Annotated in this window: 16 protein-coding genes and 2 pseudogenes; 11 read left to right on the plus strand and 7 right to left on the minus strand. The window is 35.2% G+C overall.

The features are described from left to right. Nucleotides 1-27 precede the first annotated feature (27 nt). The 6 genes and pseudogenes from FHY60_RS18650 to FHY60_RS00945 all read right to left on the minus strand — a co-directional run. Nucleotides 28-698 (minus strand): annotated as a pseudogene (locus FHY60_RS18650) (transposase); the annotation flags it as partial. 74 nt (nucleotides 699-772) lie between these two features. Then, the gene (gene tnpC / locus FHY60_RS00925) at nucleotides 773-2,407 is read right to left on the minus strand and encodes an IS66 family transposase (protein ID WP_139902287.1); all 1,635 of its coding nucleotides are present in this window, start codon (nucleotides 2,405-2,407) and stop codon (nucleotides 773-775) included. Between the two features lie 140 nt (nucleotides 2,408-2,547). Continuing rightward, entirely contained in the window at nucleotides 2,548-2,904 is a 357-nt protein-coding gene (gene tnpB, locus FHY60_RS00930; protein WP_139902289.1) for an IS66 family insertion sequence element accessory protein TnpB, read from the minus strand. Continuing rightward, complete coding sequence (gene tnpA / locus FHY60_RS00935) at nucleotides 2,898-3,206, minus strand: IS66 family insertion sequence element accessory protein TnpA (protein ID WP_139902291.1); 309 nt, start codon at nucleotides 3,204-3,206, stop codon at nucleotides 2,898-2,900. Before tnpA ends, tnpB begins: the two co-directional genes overlap by 7 nt. 117 nt (nucleotides 3,207-3,323) lie before the next feature. Beyond that, nucleotides 3,324-3,608: pseudogene (locus FHY60_RS18655) on the minus strand (transposase); the annotation flags it as partial. A 223-nt stretch (nucleotides 3,609-3,831) separates the two neighbouring features. Next, a complete protein-coding gene (locus tag FHY60_RS00945; protein ID WP_139902293.1) occupies nucleotides 3,832-4,878 on the minus strand; it encodes a LacI family DNA-binding transcriptional regulator in 1,047 nt (348 codons plus the stop codon). A 657-nt stretch (nucleotides 4,879-5,535) separates the two neighbouring features. On the opposite strand from FHY60_RS00945, the gene FHY60_RS00950 reads away from it, so the two are divergent. The 7 genes from FHY60_RS00950 to FHY60_RS00980 all read left to right on the plus strand — a co-directional run bounded on the left by FHY60_RS00950 (nucleotide 5,536) and on the right by FHY60_RS00980 (nucleotide 15,110). Next, entirely contained in the window at nucleotides 5,536-6,480 is a 945-nt protein-coding gene (locus FHY60_RS00950; RefSeq protein WP_139902295.1) for an ABC transporter permease, read from the plus strand. Nucleotides 6,481-6,502: 22 nt separating this feature from the next. Continuing rightward, complete coding sequence (locus FHY60_RS00955; RefSeq protein ID WP_139902296.1) at nucleotides 6,503-7,387, plus strand: carbohydrate ABC transporter permease; 885 nt, start codon at nucleotides 6,503-6,505, stop codon at nucleotides 7,385-7,387. Nucleotides 7,388-7,416: 29 nt separating this feature from the next. After that, nucleotides 7,417-9,069 (plus strand): ABC transporter substrate-binding protein, encoded by a 1,653-nt coding sequence (locus FHY60_RS00960; protein WP_139902298.1) that lies wholly within the window; start codon nucleotides 7,417-7,419, stop codon nucleotides 9,067-9,069. A 157-nt stretch (nucleotides 9,070-9,226) separates the two neighbouring features. Further along, nucleotides 9,227-10,753: a glycoside hydrolase family 32 protein gene (locus FHY60_RS00965; RefSeq protein ID WP_139902300.1), complete on the plus strand. Its 1,527-nt coding sequence runs from the start codon at nucleotides 9,227-9,229 to the stop codon at nucleotides 10,751-10,753. A 44-nt stretch (nucleotides 10,754-10,797) separates the two neighbouring features. Continuing rightward, the gene (locus FHY60_RS00970) at nucleotides 10,798-12,603 is read left to right on the plus strand and encodes a methyl-accepting chemotaxis protein (RefSeq protein WP_139902301.1); all 1,806 of its coding nucleotides are present in this window, start codon (nucleotides 10,798-10,800) and stop codon (nucleotides 12,601-12,603) included. Between the two features lie 16 nt (nucleotides 12,604-12,619). Beyond that, the gene (locus FHY60_RS00975) at nucleotides 12,620-14,062 is read left to right on the plus strand and encodes a glycoside hydrolase family 32 protein (protein WP_139902303.1); all 1,443 of its coding nucleotides are present in this window, start codon (nucleotides 12,620-12,622) and stop codon (nucleotides 14,060-14,062) included. Between the two features lie 88 nt (nucleotides 14,063-14,150). Continuing rightward, on the plus strand, nucleotides 14,151-15,110 hold the full coding sequence (locus tag FHY60_RS00980) for a carbohydrate kinase family protein (protein ID WP_139902305.1): 960 nt from the start codon (nucleotides 14,151-14,153) through the stop codon (nucleotides 15,108-15,110). A 172-nt stretch (nucleotides 15,111-15,282) separates the two neighbouring features. On the opposite strand, the gene FHY60_RS00985 is transcribed toward FHY60_RS00980, so the two are convergent. Beyond that, complete coding sequence (locus FHY60_RS00985; RefSeq protein ID WP_341472552.1) at nucleotides 15,283-15,798, minus strand: MATE family efflux transporter; 516 nt, start codon at nucleotides 15,796-15,798, stop codon at nucleotides 15,283-15,285. Nucleotides 15,799-15,947: 149 nt separating this feature from the next. On the opposite strand from FHY60_RS00985, the gene FHY60_RS00990 reads away from it, so the two are divergent. The 4 genes from FHY60_RS00990 (at nucleotide 15,948) to FHY60_RS01005 (ending at nucleotide 21,927) form a co-directional block, all read left to right on the plus strand. Continuing rightward, nucleotides 15,948-16,646 (plus strand): transposase, encoded by a 699-nt coding sequence (locus FHY60_RS00990; protein WP_139902310.1) that lies wholly within the window; start codon nucleotides 15,948-15,950, stop codon nucleotides 16,644-16,646. A 247-nt stretch (nucleotides 16,647-16,893) separates the two neighbouring features. Continuing rightward, nucleotides 16,894-19,392 carry a bifunctional diguanylate cyclase/phosphodiesterase gene (locus FHY60_RS00995; protein ID WP_139902312.1) on the plus strand — a complete coding sequence of 833 codons (2,499 nt, stop codon included), beginning with the start codon at nucleotides 16,894-16,896 and terminating at the stop codon, nucleotides 19,390-19,392. A 174-nt stretch (nucleotides 19,393-19,566) separates the two neighbouring features. After that, nucleotides 19,567-20,202 (plus strand): DedA family protein, encoded by a 636-nt coding sequence (locus tag FHY60_RS01000; protein ID WP_139902315.1) that lies wholly within the window; start codon nucleotides 19,567-19,569, stop codon nucleotides 20,200-20,202. A 144-nt stretch (nucleotides 20,203-20,346) separates the two neighbouring features. Then, nucleotides 20,347-21,927 (plus strand): bifunctional metallophosphatase/5'-nucleotidase, encoded by a 1,581-nt coding sequence (locus FHY60_RS01005; protein ID WP_139902318.1) that lies wholly within the window; start codon nucleotides 20,347-20,349, stop codon nucleotides 21,925-21,927. The last annotated feature ends 6 nt before the right edge of the window (nucleotides 21,928-21,933 follow it).

A 21,933-nucleotide genomic window follows, 5' to 3' on the forward strand; every position in this document is an offset into this window, starting at 1 on the left:
GAGAGTCCCCGTTAGGGGATTTTTTTATCTAAAATCCAAAGTTTCCTCCATACTTTTAAGAAAAGGAATAAGTGTATTGGTATCTGTGGGCTGATCGCCCACGGTGAGCCATACTATATATTCAGAATCCACTCCGTGCTGCAAATTATAAGCCGGCTTTAACTGGCCATTTTTCATGGCATCCTCTTTCAACCTCATGAAAGTTGCATCCTTATCAGTTTTTGAATAGCTGTTACGTTCACCGCAAATATGTATTTTTTCAGTGTATTCTTTTAACTTATTGAGATATTCTTCGAGCTTCTCAATAGAACGCTGCAACGGAGTTTTTTTCTTCCTGGCCCATGCACGAACTCTATGTTTTCCTCATGCTTCAATGCATACAGTTTTTTTCGAAGCTTTTTTATATGCTTCATCTTTACCTCATTCTGATATGCAATCTTTATTCCGTATAGTTCTTCGCATTCTGCTACTAAGTCTGCCATCTTAGTTAGTAATTTTTCCAGGTTCTTAGTTACAGCTTTTTTCCACACAAAGGTATATTTATTAGCGCAAGCTTCAATTTTAGTGCCATCAATAAATATGGACTCACCAGATATTTCATTGAGGTTATATAGAAATTTTGTCATTTCTGCCATAATTCTTTCAGCACAAGGCGGAAAGTGTAAACTTCTAAATCTGGCAAAGGTTGAATGATCTGGCTTTGCTTAATTTTCAAGAAGGTACATAAGTAAGCGTAAAATAGTCCCCACCTATTATTCAGATGGGGACTCTGCTATACTTGTTTTGATTTACAGTATTTAGGTAAGGTAGATGACCAAGGCAATAAAGAATCTAAAACTTCAGAATCATTTATATCAACATTTGGAAACTGCTCAAATAAGTACTTTAAGTATTCAAAAGGATTAAGATCATTTTCCTTTGCAGTTTCAATAATACTATAAGTAACTGCACTTGCCTTTGCTCCCTGCGGAGTATTGGCGAACAGCCAATTTTTTCTCCCAATGACAAATGGCTTTATTGCCCTTTCGGCGCGGTTATTGCTAAGTTCCAGCCTGCCATCTTTGAGTATACTCATCAGTTTATCCTTCTGATTGAATGAGTAATTGACAGCTTTCCCGTAACTTGATTTGGGTAGTGCAAGAGCGTGTTCCTTTTCAATCCATGAGAAATAAGCCTCTAGCATTGGTTTAAGTTTGCTAAGGCGTTCATCATACCGGTCTTCAGATGACAAACTTGATAGTTCTTCCTCAAGCTTAAACATTTCATCAATATATTTGACTCCTTGATAAGCAGAGGTATACATGTAGCTTTCTTTATCAGTCACTGCCTTTAAGGTATCAGTGAAATACCTCCTTGCATGTGCGAAGCACGCTACGAGAGTAACTTCCATGGCACCGCCGGCTTTGGAATCTTTCAAAAGTTTGTCATAACCGTCATAGGCATCAACATGAAGATAACCCTTAAATCCATTTAAGAAGGTTTTGGCATTATCTCCTGCCCTTGATGGCTGATAATCGTATAGAACAATAGGCTCATGCCCATTGCCTGTACGGTACATCCACATATAAGACCTTGTTGTGGCCTCACGGCCCGGCTCATTGAGAACTTCTAGTTCTGTTTCGTCCGCATGAGCTACATCATAGTCCGTAAGGTATTTACGTAGACGCAGGTACAAAGGATTCAGCCAATCTTGTGCAGCCCGAATAATCCAGTTAGCCATGTTTTGACGGTTAACTGGTAAACCACGCCGCTTGTATTCTTGTTCCTGCCTATAAAGAGGAGTAGCATCTACATATTTCCTAGTCATGATATATGCTATTATAGAAGGGGATGCTATACTTCCCTTAATGACAGGCTTAGGGGTTGGCGCCGAAATCATTGGGACAGTTATATCTTCCTTTTCACATTTCCGACAGGAATAAATCATGCTGTGGATTTCTTTTACGATAATTTGTGCCGGGATGACCTCCAGCTCTCTGCGGATTTCGGAACGCACCTCATGGAGTTGACCGCCACATTGAGAACAAACCTGTTCTTCAGCTGAGAGCTTATATTCAACTATTTGCTTAGGAAGATCTGAAAGATCTTTTTCACGTTTTCCTTTAAGCTTTTTAGCCTTGGATGAAGATTGTTGTTGCTTTGCACAATCATCTAAATTAGGCTCAGCAGTAAAAGGCTGTCGCTCACTTTCAGCCTCGTTAAATATTGGCATGTTAATCTGACCATCTATATTCTTTTCACTGGATTTACCAAATAGTCTCTGCTTGTTGAGCTTGTATTGCTCTTCATACCATTTTAGTCTAAGCTCAGCCTGCTCCTTTTCAATGCTGAGTTTTATGAAGGCATCCTCTAGCTCTTTACGACTGTAATTCTCTAAGTTAAATGATTTTACTTCTGTTTTACTCATACTTATATTATACACTTTTCATACAAAATTATCAAGAAAAAAAGTCGTAAAAAGCTAGTGTTTTCAACGGTTTTAGAAGTTTTAAAGAGTTGGAAATTATCCACTTTTTGATTGAATTTTTTAGGGTTATCCACAAAAAATCAAATGATTTTTCTCTGCATAATATCACGATGTACTCCCTTTTGGTTAATATCCAGTCCATCTAAAAGCCAGCGGAGCTCCCGCTCCGTTACATGTATAACTTTGTCTTTAGAATTATTAGGCCACTTAAAGCGACCTTTTTCCAAACGGCGATAGTAAAGCCAGAATCCATTCCGCTCCCAATAGAGCAACTTGAGTTTGTCGCGTTTAGCGTTGCAGAATACAAAAAGTGCATCAGAGAATGGATCTAACTTAAAATTCATCTGAACGATGATGGCGAGACCGTCAATAGATTTTCTCATATCAGTACTTCCAGCAGCCAAAAATACATTAGAAGTCTGCTTTAGGTTTAACATAAAGTTAATAGGGATTGGACAACATCTGCAAAGAGTTCTTTATCGAAGTCTTGCGAAACTGAAATTTCAGCCTTACCGACTTTTACAGTAATAGATGTTGTTGTTATAGATAAATTTGTTTTTACTGAAACCCACTGCTGTCTTGGTTCTTCTTTAAACTCTGCTTTGTTGAATTTGTTAATCCAATAGCGTAATTTGTGTATACTCAATTGTTTTTGCTGACACCATACCGGCCCGGTAAGGCCGCTAGATCTATAATCAGCAATGAGCTGCTGCCAATCTTCCATATTTAATTTTGTCAATAAAAACACCTCCGGAATTTTATTCTAGAGGTATTATCTCACAAGATTTATATTCATAAAATGTGTGGACAGTTTGACGCTTACTCTGGCAAAGGTTGAATGATCTGGCTTTGCTTAATTTTCAAGAAGGTACATAAAGTTGATATCACGGCGGCATGCTGTTTCCATAGCACGTGATGAATAGATATGGTTCATGTAAGCATAAAGTACAATCTTCAGCATCTGTCGTGGCGTTGCTTGATTTTCCCTCGGTTCTCGGGAATAAGTCTAATATAAATCTTCTAAATCCATCTCCTCCACAAACTGACTTAGCAAACTTACTGAATCATTTACTGGGATTATACAATCCATATCGAATGGAAGTTTTAATTGAAAATATCTTTGATTAAGTGTATAATTTTTTGTAAAATGTTATGTTTTTGCATACTAATATTTCACCATAAATCCCTCACTTTTTGAAGTGGGGGATTTATAGTTTTATAAAAAAGAACTGCCGCTCTTTTTTTAGTTAGTGCGACGGCCCCATGGAGGCTCCCGAATTAATTATATAAACTCATTGAACCAGCAATTTGTCATTGTTGTCTCAATGAGTTTTCTTATACTACATAAGTAAGTTAATATCCTTTTATTTGATATAACTTGCAGTGGATTCTCTAAAGATTGGATCAGTTTTTACATAGGTAATTTGAAATGGTTTTGAAGGATTTTCTAATCTTGAAAGTAACATTTCAGCTGCCATTAATCCCATCTCTTTTCTATATATATGGACAGTGGTTAGTTGGGGATCTATAATCCGTGATTCGAGAGCATTGTCGAAGCCGCAAATAGAAACTTCATTTGGGACCTCAATGCCTTTGTGTTTCAATGCCTGCATAACAGTAACAGCAATAAAATCATTTGCGCAGATAAAGGCTGAAGGTAGTACTTTCATCTTTTCTATTTGCTCTGCTATCCATATATAATCGTTATAGGGGTATTTGTCGTCATCTTCTAATATACAAGAAGATAAATCTAGCTGAAGTTTACATTCAAATAATGCTCTGTTATAGCCTAACCATCTCTCATTAAAACTTTTGCAATGCTTAAAGTCGCCAATAAAACCAATATTGGTATGCCCATCAGCTATTAATTTTTTTGTCAAAGCATAGGTGCTGTGCTCGTTTTCCATTAATATTATATCTGCATTAAGTTCAGTGAAGGATATATCATAAACGCAGTCAATGAGAATGGTAGGTAAATTAAGTTTACAAATCAGCTCGGTATATTTTTTGTTAAACAACTCTATACATATAATTCCATCTACCTTTTTCTCATCGAAATTGTTAGGAAAGATCAAAGAGTCAATTTCCGTATCCCTAACCACATAAATTGAAAGAGTGAATCCTTCAGCGCTGATTTTTCTCTCTAGTTCATTTAAAAGCGCATTACCAAAATGATTGGCGTAAGGCATATGGTGTGTTATCAAGGCGATGTTACAATTTCGCTTTTGTGTCAAATTTTTAGTGTCCATTAATGCATAATGTCTATATTTTAAGCTTATCGCTTTCTCTATAACTTTACTTCTCGTTGCCTCGGGTATAGACTTATGACCATTTAAAGCTTTTGATACAGTATTCCTAGACAAACCTAATGCATGTGCAATGTCTTGTATTGTTACCTTTTCTTTATTCATAGCATTTTTGCCTCCATAGACTATGTGTCATTTTTCACAGATTTATTATCCTTATAAATCTAATCTTAAAATTCATATTTCTAATGCCAATATTCTGACTCAATCCATAATACATAATTGTTTAATATTTAACTATGCAATATATGCATACTAATGTAAATGTACAACAGTTTATTTTGAATTTCAAGAAGAAAATGAAAAAATAAAGAAAGATATTAATCAGCATAGATTAGATTGATCATTTCTAACAACAAAATGTTTACTAAAAAGTAATCAAAAGCACAAATAGTTATAGACGGAAGTGTGAGGTGAGATTGGGATAATCTATATATAAATTAAAATTATTTGAATACAAATAAATATAAATTACGGTAATTAATACTAAAAAGTGACAAATGAACAGGCTTTAAGTAAACAAATGTAACAATATAATTTGATAACAATAAACAAAAAATAAAAAGAAATCGTTGACAATAATATTGGGGTTTGATAAAATGTAATCAACACATAGTGAACAAATAACAATTACTATGTGTGCAATTGTGCAAGTTATAAATAGAAAAAGTAATCATTTAAAGAATTTATCAGGGGGGTATACTTATAACGATTAGACTAATAATAAAACCATAAATAAGTTTTTACTGGGGGAGGAGTAAGATGACTTCGATAAAAGCATCTAGCAATGATAACAATTCTAAACTATTGAAAAATTTAAGGTATATAAAAGAAAATTATCAATTATATCTTTTTATTTTACCTGCAATAATTCTATTATTTATATTTGCCTACTTACCGATGTATGGTATTGTAATAGCCTTCAAAGATTTTAATGTATTAAAAGGTATTATAGATAGCCCTTGGGTTGGGTTTAAATATTTTGAAAGATTTATAGATTCGCCTAAATTTCTTGAGGTATTTACCAATACTTTGAAGCTTAGTTTTTATGGTTTGCTGTGGGGGTTCCCGGCGCCAATAATTTTAGCTCTTATGCTAAATAGATTAAAAAGCAAATTTATTAAGAAAAATGTTCAACTTGTTTTGTATGCCCCAAATTTTATTTCAGTAGTAGTTATTTCAGGTATGATCTTCTTGTTTCTATCACCAGTAGGTATTGTTAATAAAATTGTTACTGCATTTGGGGGGAAACCAATTAATTTCATGCTTGAGCCCAAGTATTTCAGAACAATCTTTATCGCAAGTGGTATATGGCAAAGCGCTGGATGGGCGTCCATCATATATATGGCTGCGCTTTCAAATGTTTCTCAAGATTTAGTTGATGCTGCTGTTATTGATGGTGCAAGTATATTTAAACAAATCATCCACATAGATTTACCGACAATTAAACCTATTATGGTTATACAGCTCATATTTGCAATGGGAGGCATAATGAATGCCGGAGGTGAAAAGGCGCTGTTGTTATATAAAGCTGGGAACAGTCCTACTTCACTTGTTATCTCAACTTACACTTATCAGATAGGTATGGAAAGAGCAGATTGGAGTTATGGAGCAGCCATAGGATTATTCAATACTGTAATTAATTTAATCTTGCTTATCACTGCTGACAGAATTGCAAAACGCTTAAATGACGGACAAGGACTATAATGACGGAAGGGGGTTAGGTTAAATGTTCAAAAGAGAGTCTACAGGGGATAAGATCCTGTTAATTTCTAATGGAGTTATCTTAGCATTAATTGTGCTATCAGTGCTCTTGCCTCTGATATATGTATTGATAGGCTCCTTCATGGACCCTACAATGCTAAGAAATCATGGTTTGAGTTTTAATCCTAAGGATTGGACTATAAACGGATATGAGCGTATTTTTGAAGATGATTCTATTTGGAGAGGATTTCTAAATTCATTGTACTATTCAACATTTGGTACTTTTATTTCAGTTACTGTATGTTTATTTGCAGCCTATCCATTAACTAGAAAAGACTTTGTTGGTAAAAAGTACATTATGATTTACTTCGTTATCACCATGTTCTTCGGTGGAGGACTCATTCCAACCTATATGACAATAAAAAACCTCAAGTTACTAAATACAGTTTGGGCTTTAGTTTTACCGGGAGCAGTAAGTGCGTGGAACATAATTTTAATTAGAACCTATTATCAAGGAATTCCACAGGAACTGAGAGAGGCTGCAACGGTTGACGGAGCTACAGATATGCAATATTTTTTTAAGATATTGTTACCTCTTAGCAAACCTATAATAGCTGTATTAAGCTTGTGGGGGTTTGTTGGCCGATGGAATTCTTGGTTTGATGCCATGATTTATTTAAATGATCAAAAAATGGCGCCTTTACAACTTGTGCTTAGAAAAATACTAATTATGAATCAGCCGTCACCTGGAATGATATCAGACATCCAAGCCATTGCTTATCAGGCTGAAGTTGCTGAGCTTTTAAAATATTCAACCATTGTAGTTTCAAGTTTACCATTAATCTTAATGTATCCTTTCTTCCAAAAATACTTTGAAAAAGGTGTGATGATAGGATCCATCAAAGGTTAATAAAAAATATATTTATTAGGAGGTAAAAAATGAAAAAGATTAGCAAACTTTTAAGTGTTGTAATTGCTACAAGCATGTTAGTAGCAGGATGTGGCTCTGGTTCCACTAATAATGAATCAGGTAAATCTGATACACCCAGTGGAACAACTAAAGCAAAAGGAGCAAACTCATCTCCGGGCTATGGACTTTCAAATGTACAGTTCCCATTAAAAGAAAAGGTAAGTTTAAAAATGGTTACTAGCAGTTCAATTCAAGCACCAGCAGATCCTAATGATAAATTAATATTTAAAAGACTTGAGGAAGATACCAATGTCCATATTGACTGGATAAATTATACAGACGATCAATTTGGAGATAAAAAGAATCTATTGCTTGCCAGTGGCGATCTGCCAGACGCATTTTTTAATGCTGGAATGAGCGATTATGATCTTCTTAAGTATGCAAAAGACGGAGTTATTATTCCTGTAGAAGATTTGGTTGAAAAATACATGCCTAACTTAAAGGCAATATATGATAAGTATCCAGAATATAAAGCTTTCTCAACTGCTCCGGATGGACATATGTATAGTTTTCCGTGGATTGAAGAGTTAGGTTCCGGTAAAGAAAGTATTCATTCTATATCCGATATGGCATTTATTAACATTGAGTGGCTAAATAAGTTAGGCTTGGAAATGCCAACAACTATTGAAGAATTCGAAAAAGTATTAATAGCTTTTAGAGATCAAGACCCTAATGGTAATGGGAAAAAGGATGAAATTCCATTATCTTTCATAGCAAACAATGGTAATGAAGGACCACAATATCTATTTGGCGCCTTTGGACTTGGTGATAACTGGGATCACATTGTAGTTACAAACGATAAGAAAGTAGTTTATACCCGTGCTGATGAAGGATACAAAGAAGCAATGAAGTGGATGCACAACTTAAACAAAAAAGGTTTAATTGATCCGGAAGCTTATACTCAAGATTGGCCAACTTTTACTGCTAAGGGTAAGGATGACCGTTTTGGCGTGTATTTCACATGGGATAAAGATAATGTTACCGGTAATAATGACAAGTATGAATTGATGCCTCCATTAAAGGGGCCCAATGGTATGGCTAACCTTGCAAGATGTAACGGTTTTGGATTGGATAGATCAAGAGCGGTAATTACAAGTGCAAACCAAAACCTTGAATTAACTGCAAAATGGTTTGATAAAATGTATGAGCCACTTCAATCAGCCCAAAATAACTGGGGTACCTATGGTGACCCAAATCAACAAAATATATTTGAATTAGTTGATGGAAAGTTAAAGCACTTAGATCTAGGAGATACTGCACCGGGAGAATTAAGAGGAAAGACTTCTGTTGGTGGTCCGTTGGCTATACTGGATACATACTATGGCAATGAAGTTACTAAGCCAGATGATGCTGCAAGAAGACTTGAAAGAATTAAGAAGCTAGTTCCATTTATGAGCTTTGAAAATGTGTATCCAAGAGTATTTTTGACTATTGACCAAGCAGATGAGTTATCACAGCTTGAACCACTTATAAATCAATTTACAGATAGAAAAACAGTAGAGTGGATGTCTAAAGGTGGAGTTGAAGAAGAATGGGATGACTATTTGGCTGAACTTGAGAACCTTGGACTGAAAAGATTTTTAGAAATTAAGCAGGAAGCTTTTGACAACTATTATAAGTAATATTTCTGTATACAATTTATAGGGTTATTTAAATTAAAGGAGTAAGTATAGAAGTCTCTTCTAAGATACAGATATACTTACTCTTTTTCAAAAAGCTATAAACATTACAAGGATAAAGATAATTAATATACTCCAATGTTTTATAGGAGGTCTGATTATGCAAAAAAAATTTAAACATGCTATATCATTAATGACAGTACTAGTGATAGGGGTAACTGGTTGCGCTAAAGAAGATAACTACTACAAAGAAAAGTATAGACCACAATACCACTTCTCACCGGAGGAAAAGTGGATGAATGATCCAAATGGAATGGTCTATTATGAAGGAAAGTATCATTTATTTTATCAACACAACCCAGAAGACACCATTTGGGGCCCTATGCATTGGGGACATGCCATAAGCACGGATATGGTTACATGGAAGCACTTACCTATAGCTTTAGAGCCCGATGATTTAGGTACAATATTTTCTGGAAGTGCTGTTATTGACCATAACAATAGCTCAGGATTTTTTGACAACGGTTCAGGAATCGTGGCTATATATACCAACCATAAAGAGGGTCAGACCCAAAGTATAGCCTTTAGTAAAGATAGTGGAAAAACCTTTGATAAGTATGAAGGCAATCCGGTGTTGAAAAGTGACTATTCTATAGATTTTAGAGATCCTAAAGTGTTTTGGCATGAGGAAACTCAAAAGTGGGTAATGGTTCTTGCTGTTGGAGACAGAGTTGAATTTTATAACTCCAGTGATTTAAAAAACTGGCAGTATCTAAGTAAGTTTGGTCCTTATGTAGGTGCGCGTGGTGGTGTATGGGAATGTCCGGAACTATTCGAGCTTCCTGTGGATGGAGATATGTCAAAGATGAAATGGGTGTTAAAGGTAGATTTAGGGGATCGTGCTGTAGCAGGAGGTTCTGGAGGACAATACTTTATAGGACATTTTGATGGAACTGAATTCATAAATGATAATCCAAAGAACACTGTTCTATGGTTAGACTATGGAGCGGATTTTTACGCATCGCAAAGCTGGTCTAATGCAAAAGCAACAGACGGAAGCTACTATTGGCTTGCTTGGATGAATAATTGGAAATACGCAAACGTTATACCTACTGGAGTTTGGAGGGGTCAAATGTCTATACCTCGTAAAGTGAGTCTTAAGAGCTTTCCTGAGGGTATAAGACTTGTACAAACTCCGGTAGAAGAATTGAAGTCCTTGAGATACGGTTCAAAAACTATTAAAGATGAAACTATAACACCGGAAAAAAATATCCTGAAAAAGTATTCCGGAGACAGCTACGAAATTATAGCTGAGTTTGAACTGGGTACCGCAGAAGAATTTGGTTTTAAGTTAAGGAAATCTGACAGTGAAGAAACGGTGGTTTCTTATAACACAAAGTTAAAAAATATATCTGTAAATAGAGCAAATTCAGGAAATGTATCCTTTAATGAAAATTTCAAACGTAAATTCACTGCAGAATTGAATCCATTGGATAATAAGGTAAAAATGCACATATTTATTGATGCTTCTTCTATTGAACTTTTTGCAAATGATGGAGAAGTAGTAATGACCAATCTGATTTTTCCCGATCCTAATAGTAAAGATTTAGAATTATTTTCTATAGGGGGAGATGTAAGGGTAGAAAAATTAGAGTTTCATAAACTACGCAGTAGCTGGAAGAAATAGCAGAAAAGATTTAGAAATTATACGTAAGTAATTGGAGGATAGGAATGAAAACAAGTTCACTAAAGTCACTATTGCATAATATCTTGGCAGAAATTAAACCTACTATCAAGAATGAGTCGGCAATAAATCAAACTAAAAAAAGAAAAGTGAAGTTCTTCCTTATAAACTCTATGAAACTAAAATATAAACTATTTTTCAGTTTTTCTATAATAATTATATGCAGTTTAGTAATGAGCCTTATGGGAATTAATAATATGAGAAAGATGAACCTTCAAGCTAAATTAATGTACGAGGATAATCTTAGAAGTATTAATTTATTGCATTCAATAAGAGCAGCTTATTTATCAGATATTAATAGAGTCACGGGTCTAACAGAGAATAATAAATCAGAAGTAATAATGTTGATGGAAAGAGATGCGAAAAATCTTGATGCTTTATTAGAGGAGTTCGTTACTATTTCCAAAGAAACAGCTAATCAAAAACAAATACAAGTTATGCTAGATAGTTATAACACATATAAAGAACATAGGCAGAGACTCTTTGAAGCATCAAAAGATCCTAAGAGATTGTTAAGTGCATATTCTATACCGGTAAAGAATTCCGGAAATTCTAACAATAATATAGTAGACACTTTAATTGAGTATCATGAAAAACATGCCGAACTTGTTGCTGTAGAAAATAATATAACATATGAGAGAAGTATTGTAGGTTTTTCTATTTTGTTAGGAATTACAATAATCTTATCTATAGGCATATCATTAATGATATCTACCAATTTGAGTTCTAACATTAAGAAGATTCTTGCATTTACAAATTCACTTAAGAATAACGATCTTAGCACTAAGATTGAAATCGAAGGTAAGGATGAGTTTGCTCAAATATTAATAGCATTAAATGATACAAGCCATAGTTTTAAAACAATTTTGGAAGAAATGGCCATGATGTCAGAGTATATGAGTGCTGCTAGCGAGGAGTTGTCTGCAACCATTGAAGAAATAACAGCAAAGATGGAAGAGATAAATTCAGATAGCCTAGTTATTGTTGAAGATACTAAAAAATTAGGAACTTTAACAGAAGAAGTAAGCACGTCCATAATGAAATCAAATTCTACATTAGGGAGTTTGGCGCAAAAGGCTCAATTAGGTAAATGTACATCAATGGAAATCGAAGAAAGAGCTTTAGTAATCAAAGATAAAAGCCATCAATCTATAAAAACAGCTGATGAACTTTTTGTAATTAATAGAAAGAAGATAATGGAGGCAATTAGTGAAGGTCAAATAGTATCTGAAGTAAGAAGGATGGCAGAGACTATAGGAATTATTGCTTCGCAGACAAATTTGTTGTCTCTTAATGCATCAATAGAAGCTGCTAGAGCAGGAGAGAATGGAAGGGGATTTGCTGTTGTGGCAAATGAAGTTAAGAAGTTGGCGGATGAATCAGCAAAGACCACCAATAAAATTCAAACAGTGGTAGAACAGGTTCAACATGCTTTTAATAATTTATCACATACCGCTGAGGAAATGCTGAATTTTATGATGTCTAGTACTAAACCTAATTATGAGTATTTTGCCAATGCCAGCACGCAGTACCTTAAGGATTCGAATGAAATTAAACAAGTTAGTGATACTATTGCTGCGTCCACTACTGATATAGTTGCCACAATGAATCAAATAGAAGCGGTCATGCAAGAAGTAGCTGCAAGCTCAATGGAAGATGCAAGAAAATCAGAAGGAATATTTTGCAGTATTAATGAAACAACAAGGGCCTTAGATGAAATATCAAAGACAGCAGTTGAGCAGTCAGAGTTGGCAGAAAGGCTTAATGTAATAATTCATAAATTTAAATTATAAAGAGGGATGTGTAGAAATGACAATAGTAGAAAAATATCGTCCAAGCTTTCATTATACTCCAAGGAAAGGTTGGATGAATGACCCAAATGGTTTAGTATATTTTGATGGAGAATATCATTTGTTCTATCAACATGATAATTATGATAGAGTTTTCCAGAATATGTCCTGGGGACATGCCATTTCCACAGATCTTGTTCACTGGGAAGAATATCCTAAGGCAATAGTGCCGGATGATGACGGATTGGGAATGATTTTCTCTGGTAGTGCAGTTGTAGATAAGAATAATTGTGCTGGTTTTGGTGCGAATACTTTAATAGCTTTTTATACTAGTACAAATCCAAGACAGCAGCAATGTATGGCCTATAGTACTGATAAAGGGAGAACCTGGACCAAATATAGTGGGAATCCAGTAATTAAAAACGTTCAAGGTGGCAATATCCCGAATGACTTTAGAGACCCAAAAGTGATATGGCATGAAGATAGCCAGAAATGGATTATGTCTCTAGCGGTACAAGACCACATAGATTTTTGGTCCTCTCGTAACCTAAAAGATTGGGAGAAAGAAAGCGAATTTGGACATGGCAGCGGAAGTCATAATGGTGTTTGGGAATGTCCGGATCTTTTTGAACTTGAAGTAGATGGGGATAAAAATAATAAAAAATGGGTACTGATAGTAAGTATCAACCCAGGAGGACCAAATGGTGGGTCTGCAACTCAATACTTTATTGGAGATTTTAAAGAAGCAGATGGCAAGTTGACTTTTATAAGCGACCAAAAGGATGAGAAATGGATTGATTATGGAACTGATAACTATGCTGGGGTTACTTGGTTTAATATACAGAATAAGGTTATCTCTATTGGATGGATGAGTAATTGGTCTTATGCAGATAAGGTGCCAACTGAGAATTGGCGTGGAGCAATGACTATTCCTCGAGAACTGAAATTGAAAAATATTCAAGGGGATATAATAGTTACTAGTGAACCTATTGAAGCTTTACAAAGGAAATTTGAACACACAATAGCTACAACTGCTGATGTCAAAATTAACAGTGATATTAAAGTGGGGAAAGAACTATCAAGCAGCAGAATAAAAATGAAAGTAGACATCGATGAAGTTAGTGACGTTGGAATTGAATTTAGCAATAGAGTGGGTGAAAACATAAGGATTGGCTATAACTTAGCTAAATGGTATCTTTACGTTGATAGAAGCAATTCTGGGAAAGTGGATTATGCACCAATATTAAATAAACTTCACAAGGCAAAGCTGGAAAGAAGACTAGACAAATTAGACATGGAAATATTTGTGGACAAGTCTTCTGTAGAAGTGTTTTTTAACGGTGGAGAGTATGTAATGACAGAGATTATTTTCCCAACAGAGGAATTTAGTATGGTTAAGGTATATTCTGATAATAAAACAGAAATTAGAGAATTCCAAATAGAAAGTCTAAGTGGAATATAAATTGATGTTCATTATAAAAAAGGTAGTAGAGGTACTGCCTTTTTTATGATTAAATAGTATGAAGAGCTTATTCTAGGGAGGATTTGTTATGTGCAATAAAATATTATGTATTGGAGAATTGTTAATTGACTTTATTTGTTCAGACATAAATGTGGATTTAACGGAGGGGGTAAATTTCATAAAAAAAGCCGGAGGGGCACCTGCTAATGTTACAGCAGCTATAGCTAAGCTTGGAGGAGAAGCTCTCTTTGCAGGAAAAGTTGGGACAGACCCTTTTGGGAGATTTCTAAAGAAAACCTTGGATGAGGCTCAAGTAGACACGTCTATGCTTATTTTAGACAATAATTCAAAGACAACACTTGCTTTTGTTTCTCTAAAGTCAGATGGCGAGAGAGATTTCGTCTTTAATAGGGGAGCAGATGAATTGTTATATTATAATGAGTTAGATGAGAATAAGATTATTGCTTCCAAGATAATTCATTTTGGTTCTGCTACTGCATTACTTGGCGGACCTTCAAAGGACACCTATCTTAAGGTAATGAAACTTGCAAGAAGTAAAGGAATATTTATCTCCTTTGATCCAAATTTTAGAGTTGATTTATGGAAGGGAAGAATGCAGGAGTTTATAGAGGTTAGCAGGCAATGCTTGAAGTATGCGGACTTTGTAAAAGTAAGCGATGAAGAGGTGAAAACAATATCCCGAAAAGAAGATATTGAAGCAGGAGTGGAGGTTTTCCATGATTTAGGAGCCAAGGTAGTGGCGGTTACCTTGGGAAAAGAAGGGACCTTTATATCTAATAGAAAAGAGAAGGCTACTATAGGAAGCATAAAAATTAAAACAATAGATTCTACTGGAGCAGGAGATGCCTTCGTAGGAGCGTCACTTTATCAAATTTCTAAGATAGAAGATCCTAAAAATTTGGTAAATAATTTTAAAAAGCTCAAGGAAATAATTGCTTTTGGTAACAAAGTTGGAGCTATAGTATGCACAAAAATGGGAGCTATAGCCGCATTGCCTACTATAGAGGAAGTTGAAAAGTACAATTAGAATAATGGTTTAACCCAGGTGTAACCTTTGATCAAATTGTATTGAATTTATAATGAATAATTATGGATGATTTTTCTCCACTTAACTACAAAAAAACTTTAAATTATAAAGTTGGTAGGAGTTCAGCTCCGCTGAATTCCTACCATAATTTTTAACTCTTAACTCTTAATTTTTAATTAAACTGCAGCTTTCTTTTCCACCGTCCGCTGATAAATCGAATCAACAGCAAAATAAAGCGCAGCACATTATCTGCCACCATACAAATCCATACTGAATTAAGGCCAAAGCCTAAGAGGGAAACGCATATGTAGGTAGACACTATGCGGATACCCCACATGCTCACCACCGATGGAAAGAAGGAGGCCTTCGTATCCCCCACACCGTTAAAAATACCTTCCAAGATAATGAGGGCACCGAACATGGGCTCAGAAACAGCTACAATCCTTAGGACTGAGGCGCCGGCTTTAATTACTTCAGGATCTTGGGTAAAGATAGACATCATGGTGTCGGGGAATATAAAAAGTATTGTTCCGGTTATAGTCATAACAGCTATAGCCATTTGTAGTACAGTAATCGATACCTGGTGCAGCTTCTTTTCGTTCTTGTATAGGAAATTATAATTTTTCAGAGCCCGGGAGGGCTCTGTTTTTCTGCCCTGACGGGTTAAGTAAAATAATGTTAGTGAAATTTGGCAGACTTTTTATTACAATAATTTATTGGGTGATATTGTTGAAAAGCGATATTATAAAGAGAATCTTCAAAGACCACTGGGGGGGATTTACAAGACTTTATGGTCACAAGATCAGAAAGGTTGTTTAACAAGAGGTAAACAAAATAATGTATTGTGGAGATTTGGATAAAGGAAAGTTTATAAAAACAAAACATAGGCATATGGTTTTTACTATTCCAGAGCAACTTAGAGTGTACTTTGGGCAGAATAGAAAGCTATTATCAATTTTAACAGAATGTGTCGCTAACGCTATAAAGACTTGGATGATAGAACTAAATAAAAGTGAGAGTTTTACTCCAGGTATAGTGGCAGTGATTCATACTTTCGGAAGAGACTTAAAGTGGAATCCTCATGTACACGCTCTTGTTACAGAGGGTAGTGCTGGCAAAAAGACTGCATGGAGGAATATAAATTACTTTCACTATGAATCTCTAAGAAAAAGATGGCAAAAACTTTTATTAGATGAGTTAAAAATGAAAGTCAAAACCAATAAGAAGGAGTTAAAAAACTTAATAAACAAGATTTATAGCAACTATAATTCAGGATTTTATGTCTATGCTAAAGGGGAAGTTACCACTCAAAAGGCAGTTGCTGAGAAAAAGCAAAATGAAGTTAACGATGGAATCTTGTATATATGTACAAACTGTGGAACTGAGGAACTTATTCCTGAAGATATTGTACAATATTTTGATATAGTTGATGATGGAGATATTAATGAGCCACCAACATTTAGCTGTGGGTCTTGCGGAGGAATAATGAGACCCGCAAAATACGAGGGTGTACACGGGATAACTTACGAGTTTTAAAAAAAGTTTTAGGAGTATGCTGACGCATATGCTCCTAAAGTGGAAACGTTTTATATAAATTATTCCCCAAAGGGGGCGTGGCGAAAGCCACTTTTTTTATTGTAAAATTAATTGAATTATATATTTTATATAAGTTGCAAAACTTTGGAAAAACAATTAAAATAAAATTTGTAATAATAAAATAATATTTAGATTATTTTGTAGATTTTTGCAGAAATTATTTATTTCATAGATTTGAGGTGTGATTTTGCATATAAAAAAACGTCTTCCAGCGGACATTATACTATTGGTATCTATACCGTTAATAGTATTAGGCAGGATTATTTATTCATATTTAGATAAGATATTAGTGGATGAAAGCGAAAGAAAAATGAAGGCTTTAGCAGAAATTCAGGCTAATTATATAATGGATGCCATTGAAAATGAAAGACTGCAGACTAGATTAATTACAAAAGAAAGTGTAGTTAAAGATATATTGAATCACAAAGACGGAAATAGCAGTGAAAGTACTATTGACATAGAGCTTATTTTAAGGGCTGAGGAATCTTTTGCTAGCGGTGTAATGGATTATAACTTGGTACAGGATATATTTTTAACAGACAGCTCAGGAAAGGTATTAGTAGATTTAGATAACGGGTATGAATTAGCCGGGCAAGAAGCAATGTGGGATATAGAAAGGTCCTCTGTAATGGTCTATGGTGGTAAAAGTACCATATTTCAAGGGAAATTGTATTTCAATAACATTTTGGTCATTACTGAACCTGTATATGATAGAAATTGGGATATTCTTGGTGCAGTGGGAAAGATCATAAATTTAAGTTCCCTGGCCGAAAAAGTACTGAAAAGCAAATTCGATAACAGCGGATATTTCTACTTTGTGGACTCGGAGGGTATCATTATTGGACATCCTGATCCTGAAAAAATCGGCATTAAGACTGAAAATGCTAAATTGATTGAAGTGCTTAGTGAGCTTGATAATAGTGATATTCAACAAAGCAGGGTAGATAAATACCAATATGAGGACAAGGAAAAATTCATGGCATATAAAGTTATTCCCGGACTAAAGTGGGTGGCAGTAGCCACTGAAGACATGGCTGAAATCAAGGAGCCAGCCTCTATTTCCTTCTACATCATTAATGTGGCCACAATTATGCTTGTTATTGGAGGTGCTTTTATCAGCATAAGAATATCACGGTCTATTACTAAACCTATAGAAAATTTAATGTATAATATGAAAATGGTTGAAGAAGGGGACTTAACAGTTCAATGCCATATTGACTCCAAGGATGAACTGGGTATGCTTTCTAATAGCTTTAATATGATGGTAGGAAAGCTGAATCTAAGCTACGATGAACTTTCTGCCTTATATGAGCAACTTTCAGCCACAGAAGAAGAGTTGAGGGCCCAGTATGAGGAACTGCAGATTAGTGAAGAAGCTCAACGAAAGAATGCAGAAAAATTAGAGTTTATGGTATACTATGATGTATTGACTCAACTGCCTAATAAAATGTCTTATATTCGTGAGTTGGATGAGAAACTATCAAACTTTAAAGAGGGTTGTTACAGCGGTGTAGTTATGCTTATAGATTTGGATAATTTTAAAAATATCAATGATACACTTGGACATGACTATGGAGACCTGCTGATAAAGGAGCTTGCAAAAAGGCTCAATAGTATAAAGGATAAGGATGATAGGCTATACCGAATTGGCGGAGATGAGTATGTTATTTTAAGAAATTCAGAAGAGGCTTATAAAGATGTGAGAGAGTTTGCCAATAGAATCTTAGATGTGATCAGTGAGAAGTACACTCTGGCGGATAAGAGCATCTATATATCAGGCAGCATAGGAATAGCTGAATACCCTAAGGATGGCAATTCTGCCAAGCTTATATTAAAGAGTGCAGATACAGCCATGAATCATGCAAAAGAAAAGGGAAAAAACAGATATGAACTCTTTGATAATTCAATGTATGATATATTAGAGAGAAAACTAAAAATAGAAGATATCCTTAGGAGGGCCCTTATAGAAAATGATTTCTATCTGGTATATCAGCCCCAATATGATATTGCCAGCAATAGAATCGTAGGCTTTGAAGCCCTGCTGAGAATTGACGAGGAAAAGTATGGAGCCATAGCACCTTCAGAATTTATACCTATTGCTGAAGAAACCGGGCTTATAGTACCTATAGGAGAGTGGGCCTTAAGGGAGGCCTGCACCAGAGATAGGATTTGGAGAAGGTTAGGATATAATTATGATACCTTGAGTGTTAATATTTCCTCTGTCCAATTGCAACATCCGGAATTTCTTGATAAAATTAAAGAAATAATAAAAGAAACCGGAATTTCTCCTCAAAACCTAGAGTTGGAGATCACAGAGAGCATTCTTATGGAATCCATAGACTATAGTGTCAGCATGCTCAGTCAGCTTAGAGCTATGGGTATTAATGTTGCTTTAGATGATTTTGGTACAGGGTATTCCTCACTGAATTACTTAAAGAAGCTGCCTATAACTACACTAAAAATGGATAAGTCCTTTATAGATGAAATATCTCTAAGTGACAAGGAGGAGGCAGTGGCTAAGTCCATAATTGATATGGCTCATACTATGGATCTGTATGTGGTGGCTGAAGGTGTAGAACTTCCGGAACAATTAGATATTTTATCAGCCCAGCAATGTGATAGGGTTCAGGGATATTTATTGAGCAAACCACTGCCGGAAAGTATGATAAGTGGAATCTTTACATAAAAAGGCTGAGTGTTACATCTTAGGCTTTTTTCGTATATTAAATCAAATAGTAATGATATAATTGATATGTAATTATGAACTAAACCTTTTATACTTTTACAAAAGGGGAATACTGTAGATGAAATGTAAAAAGCAGACCCATGAGTTTTGCTGAAAGAGGGGTAATTTAATTTTATGAATGACATCATTCAAGCAGCATTAAAGGAAATAACTCATGTTTCGCCTTGGGTTGAATATTTTGTATTACTTGTTTCGGGGGTACTTCAAATGATATTCCCCCCCTACCCGGGAGATACTATATTAGTGTTGAGTGGATGCCTTTTAAGTCTTGGAATGGAAGGCGGAAATGCACCAATACTTGCATCATATGTAATTGGAACCATTGTATCAAGTTATGCACTGTATTTACTAGGCCTAAGGAATGGTGAAGCAGTATTAAACTATAAGCTGGTAGAAAAGTATTTTCATAAGGAAAGACAAGACAAAGTCAAGCAGCTTATATGGAAATATGGCATTTTTATATTTTTCATTAGCAAGTTTATACCGGGATTAAATTCTATAACCATTGTATTTGGAGGAATATTTAAGTATAGTCCTTTAGCAACCCTAATAGTTATAAGCATTTCATCTCTGGTACATAACTTCATATTTTTCCTTATAGGCAAGGGAATTGGTTATAATTTAGATAAAATAGATAAATTTCTATCTACCTATAACACTGTTGCCCTTGTATTGTTTTTAGGCTGTATTATCGCCTTTGTAGTATACAAGCTGAAAAAGCGTCATAAGAGTCAAAGGGTAAAACCATAGTTACAGATTCCGGGTATCCTAAAAGAACCTATAAAGATAAGCAACGGATTCTAATGAAGAAAAGTACTTAGCAGTGACTACTATCAGAACGGGCCGGTAGCCATGAAAAGGTTATAGTAAAGGCACTGAATCAGGAGGTGTATCATGAAGCAGGAGGACAGTGTCAGGTTAACAATAGTAATGACCAGTGATATACATGGAAATGTACTGCCTATAAGTTATAATGACAATAGTTATAAGCCCCATGGATTGGCTAAGATAGCGGCCTTAGTAAATAAAATCCGCGAAAAGAAGGGGATAGATTTATTGATCGATAACGGTGACTTGATTCAGGGAACTCCCCTTACATATCACTACTGCAAGATTAATAATGAGGGACCAAATCCTATTATAGAAATATTGAATTATCTAGAATATGATGCTTTAATAGTAGGTAATCATGAGTTTAATTATGGAACAGAAATTCTAAACAGGGCAAAGCAGGAAGCTAAATTCCCTTGGCTTACAGCCAATATTCTGAACTCCCAGGACAGGGAATGCTATTTCGGTAAACCCTATCTTATTAAGGAAGTAAAAAACGGTATAAAAATAGGAGTATTGGGTGTAACCACACAATATATTCCCTGTTGGGAAGATTATCGGAATATCCAAGGTCTTATATTTGAAGATGCTGTTACTGCAACACAAAAGTGGGTGAGACATTTGCGGGAGGTTGAGCACGTAGACATTGTAATCGTTTGCTATCATGGGGGTTTTGAAAAAGATCTGGAAAGTGGTGAGCCCATAGGGAAGATAACCGGGGAAAATGAGGCCTATGAGATTTGTCAAAATGTTGAAGGCATAGATGTATTGTTAACAGGACATCAGCATAGAGTTATAGAGAATAAACTGATTAATAATGTTCTAGTTCTCCAGCCGGGCAGCCATGGCAAGTACTTGGGAATTGTAAATATAACTATGCAGCGTAAAGACAAATGGAAGGTTAAAAGTAAAAGCTCCAGAGTTGAGCCTGTTAAGGAGGCAGCGGTAGATCAAAGGGTAGTTGCTATTATAAGTAATTACGAGAGAGATACTCAGCAATGGCTTGATAAACCTATAGGGACAATAAGAGGTGGCATGAAAATTACAAATCCCATAGAGGCTAGGCTTAGGGAAACTCCCTTGGTAGAATTAATAAATAAAGTTCAGATGGAAGCCTCCGGGGCCTCTATATCCTGTGCTTCATTATTTATAGAAGATGTTAAGAGCATAAAAGAGAAAATTACCATGAGGGATATTGTTTCAAATTATATATATCCCAATACCCTGAGGGTACTAAAGGTCAAGGGAAGGGACATTAAGGACGCCCTGGAAAGAAGTGCAACCTACTTTGAAAGATATGATGGAAAGGCAGTCAGAGTAAAAGGTAAGGATGGGATTAATGCCTTTCACCATTATAACTACGATATGTGGGAGGGCATTGAATATAAAATAAATATATCCAAAGAAGAGGGAAACAGGATAGAGGATTTGAAATATCGTGGTAAACAGCTGGATATGGAAGAGGAATACGAGGTTGTCATGAATAATTACAGGGCTGCGGGAGGAGGCGAGTATAAAATGTTTAAGGATAAGCCCGTGATAAAGGATATTCCTACTGATGTATCAGAGCTCATTGCCAATTATATAATTGAAAGAAGAAATATTAACGGGGAGGTCAATAATAATTGGAGTGTAGTTTACTGAAGATAG

Origin of the sequence: Clostridium thermarum, assembly GCF_006351925.1 — a bacterium.
Classification (GTDB): domain Bacteria; phylum Bacillota; class Clostridia; order Clostridiales; family Clostridiaceae; genus Clostridium_AU; species Clostridium_AU thermarum.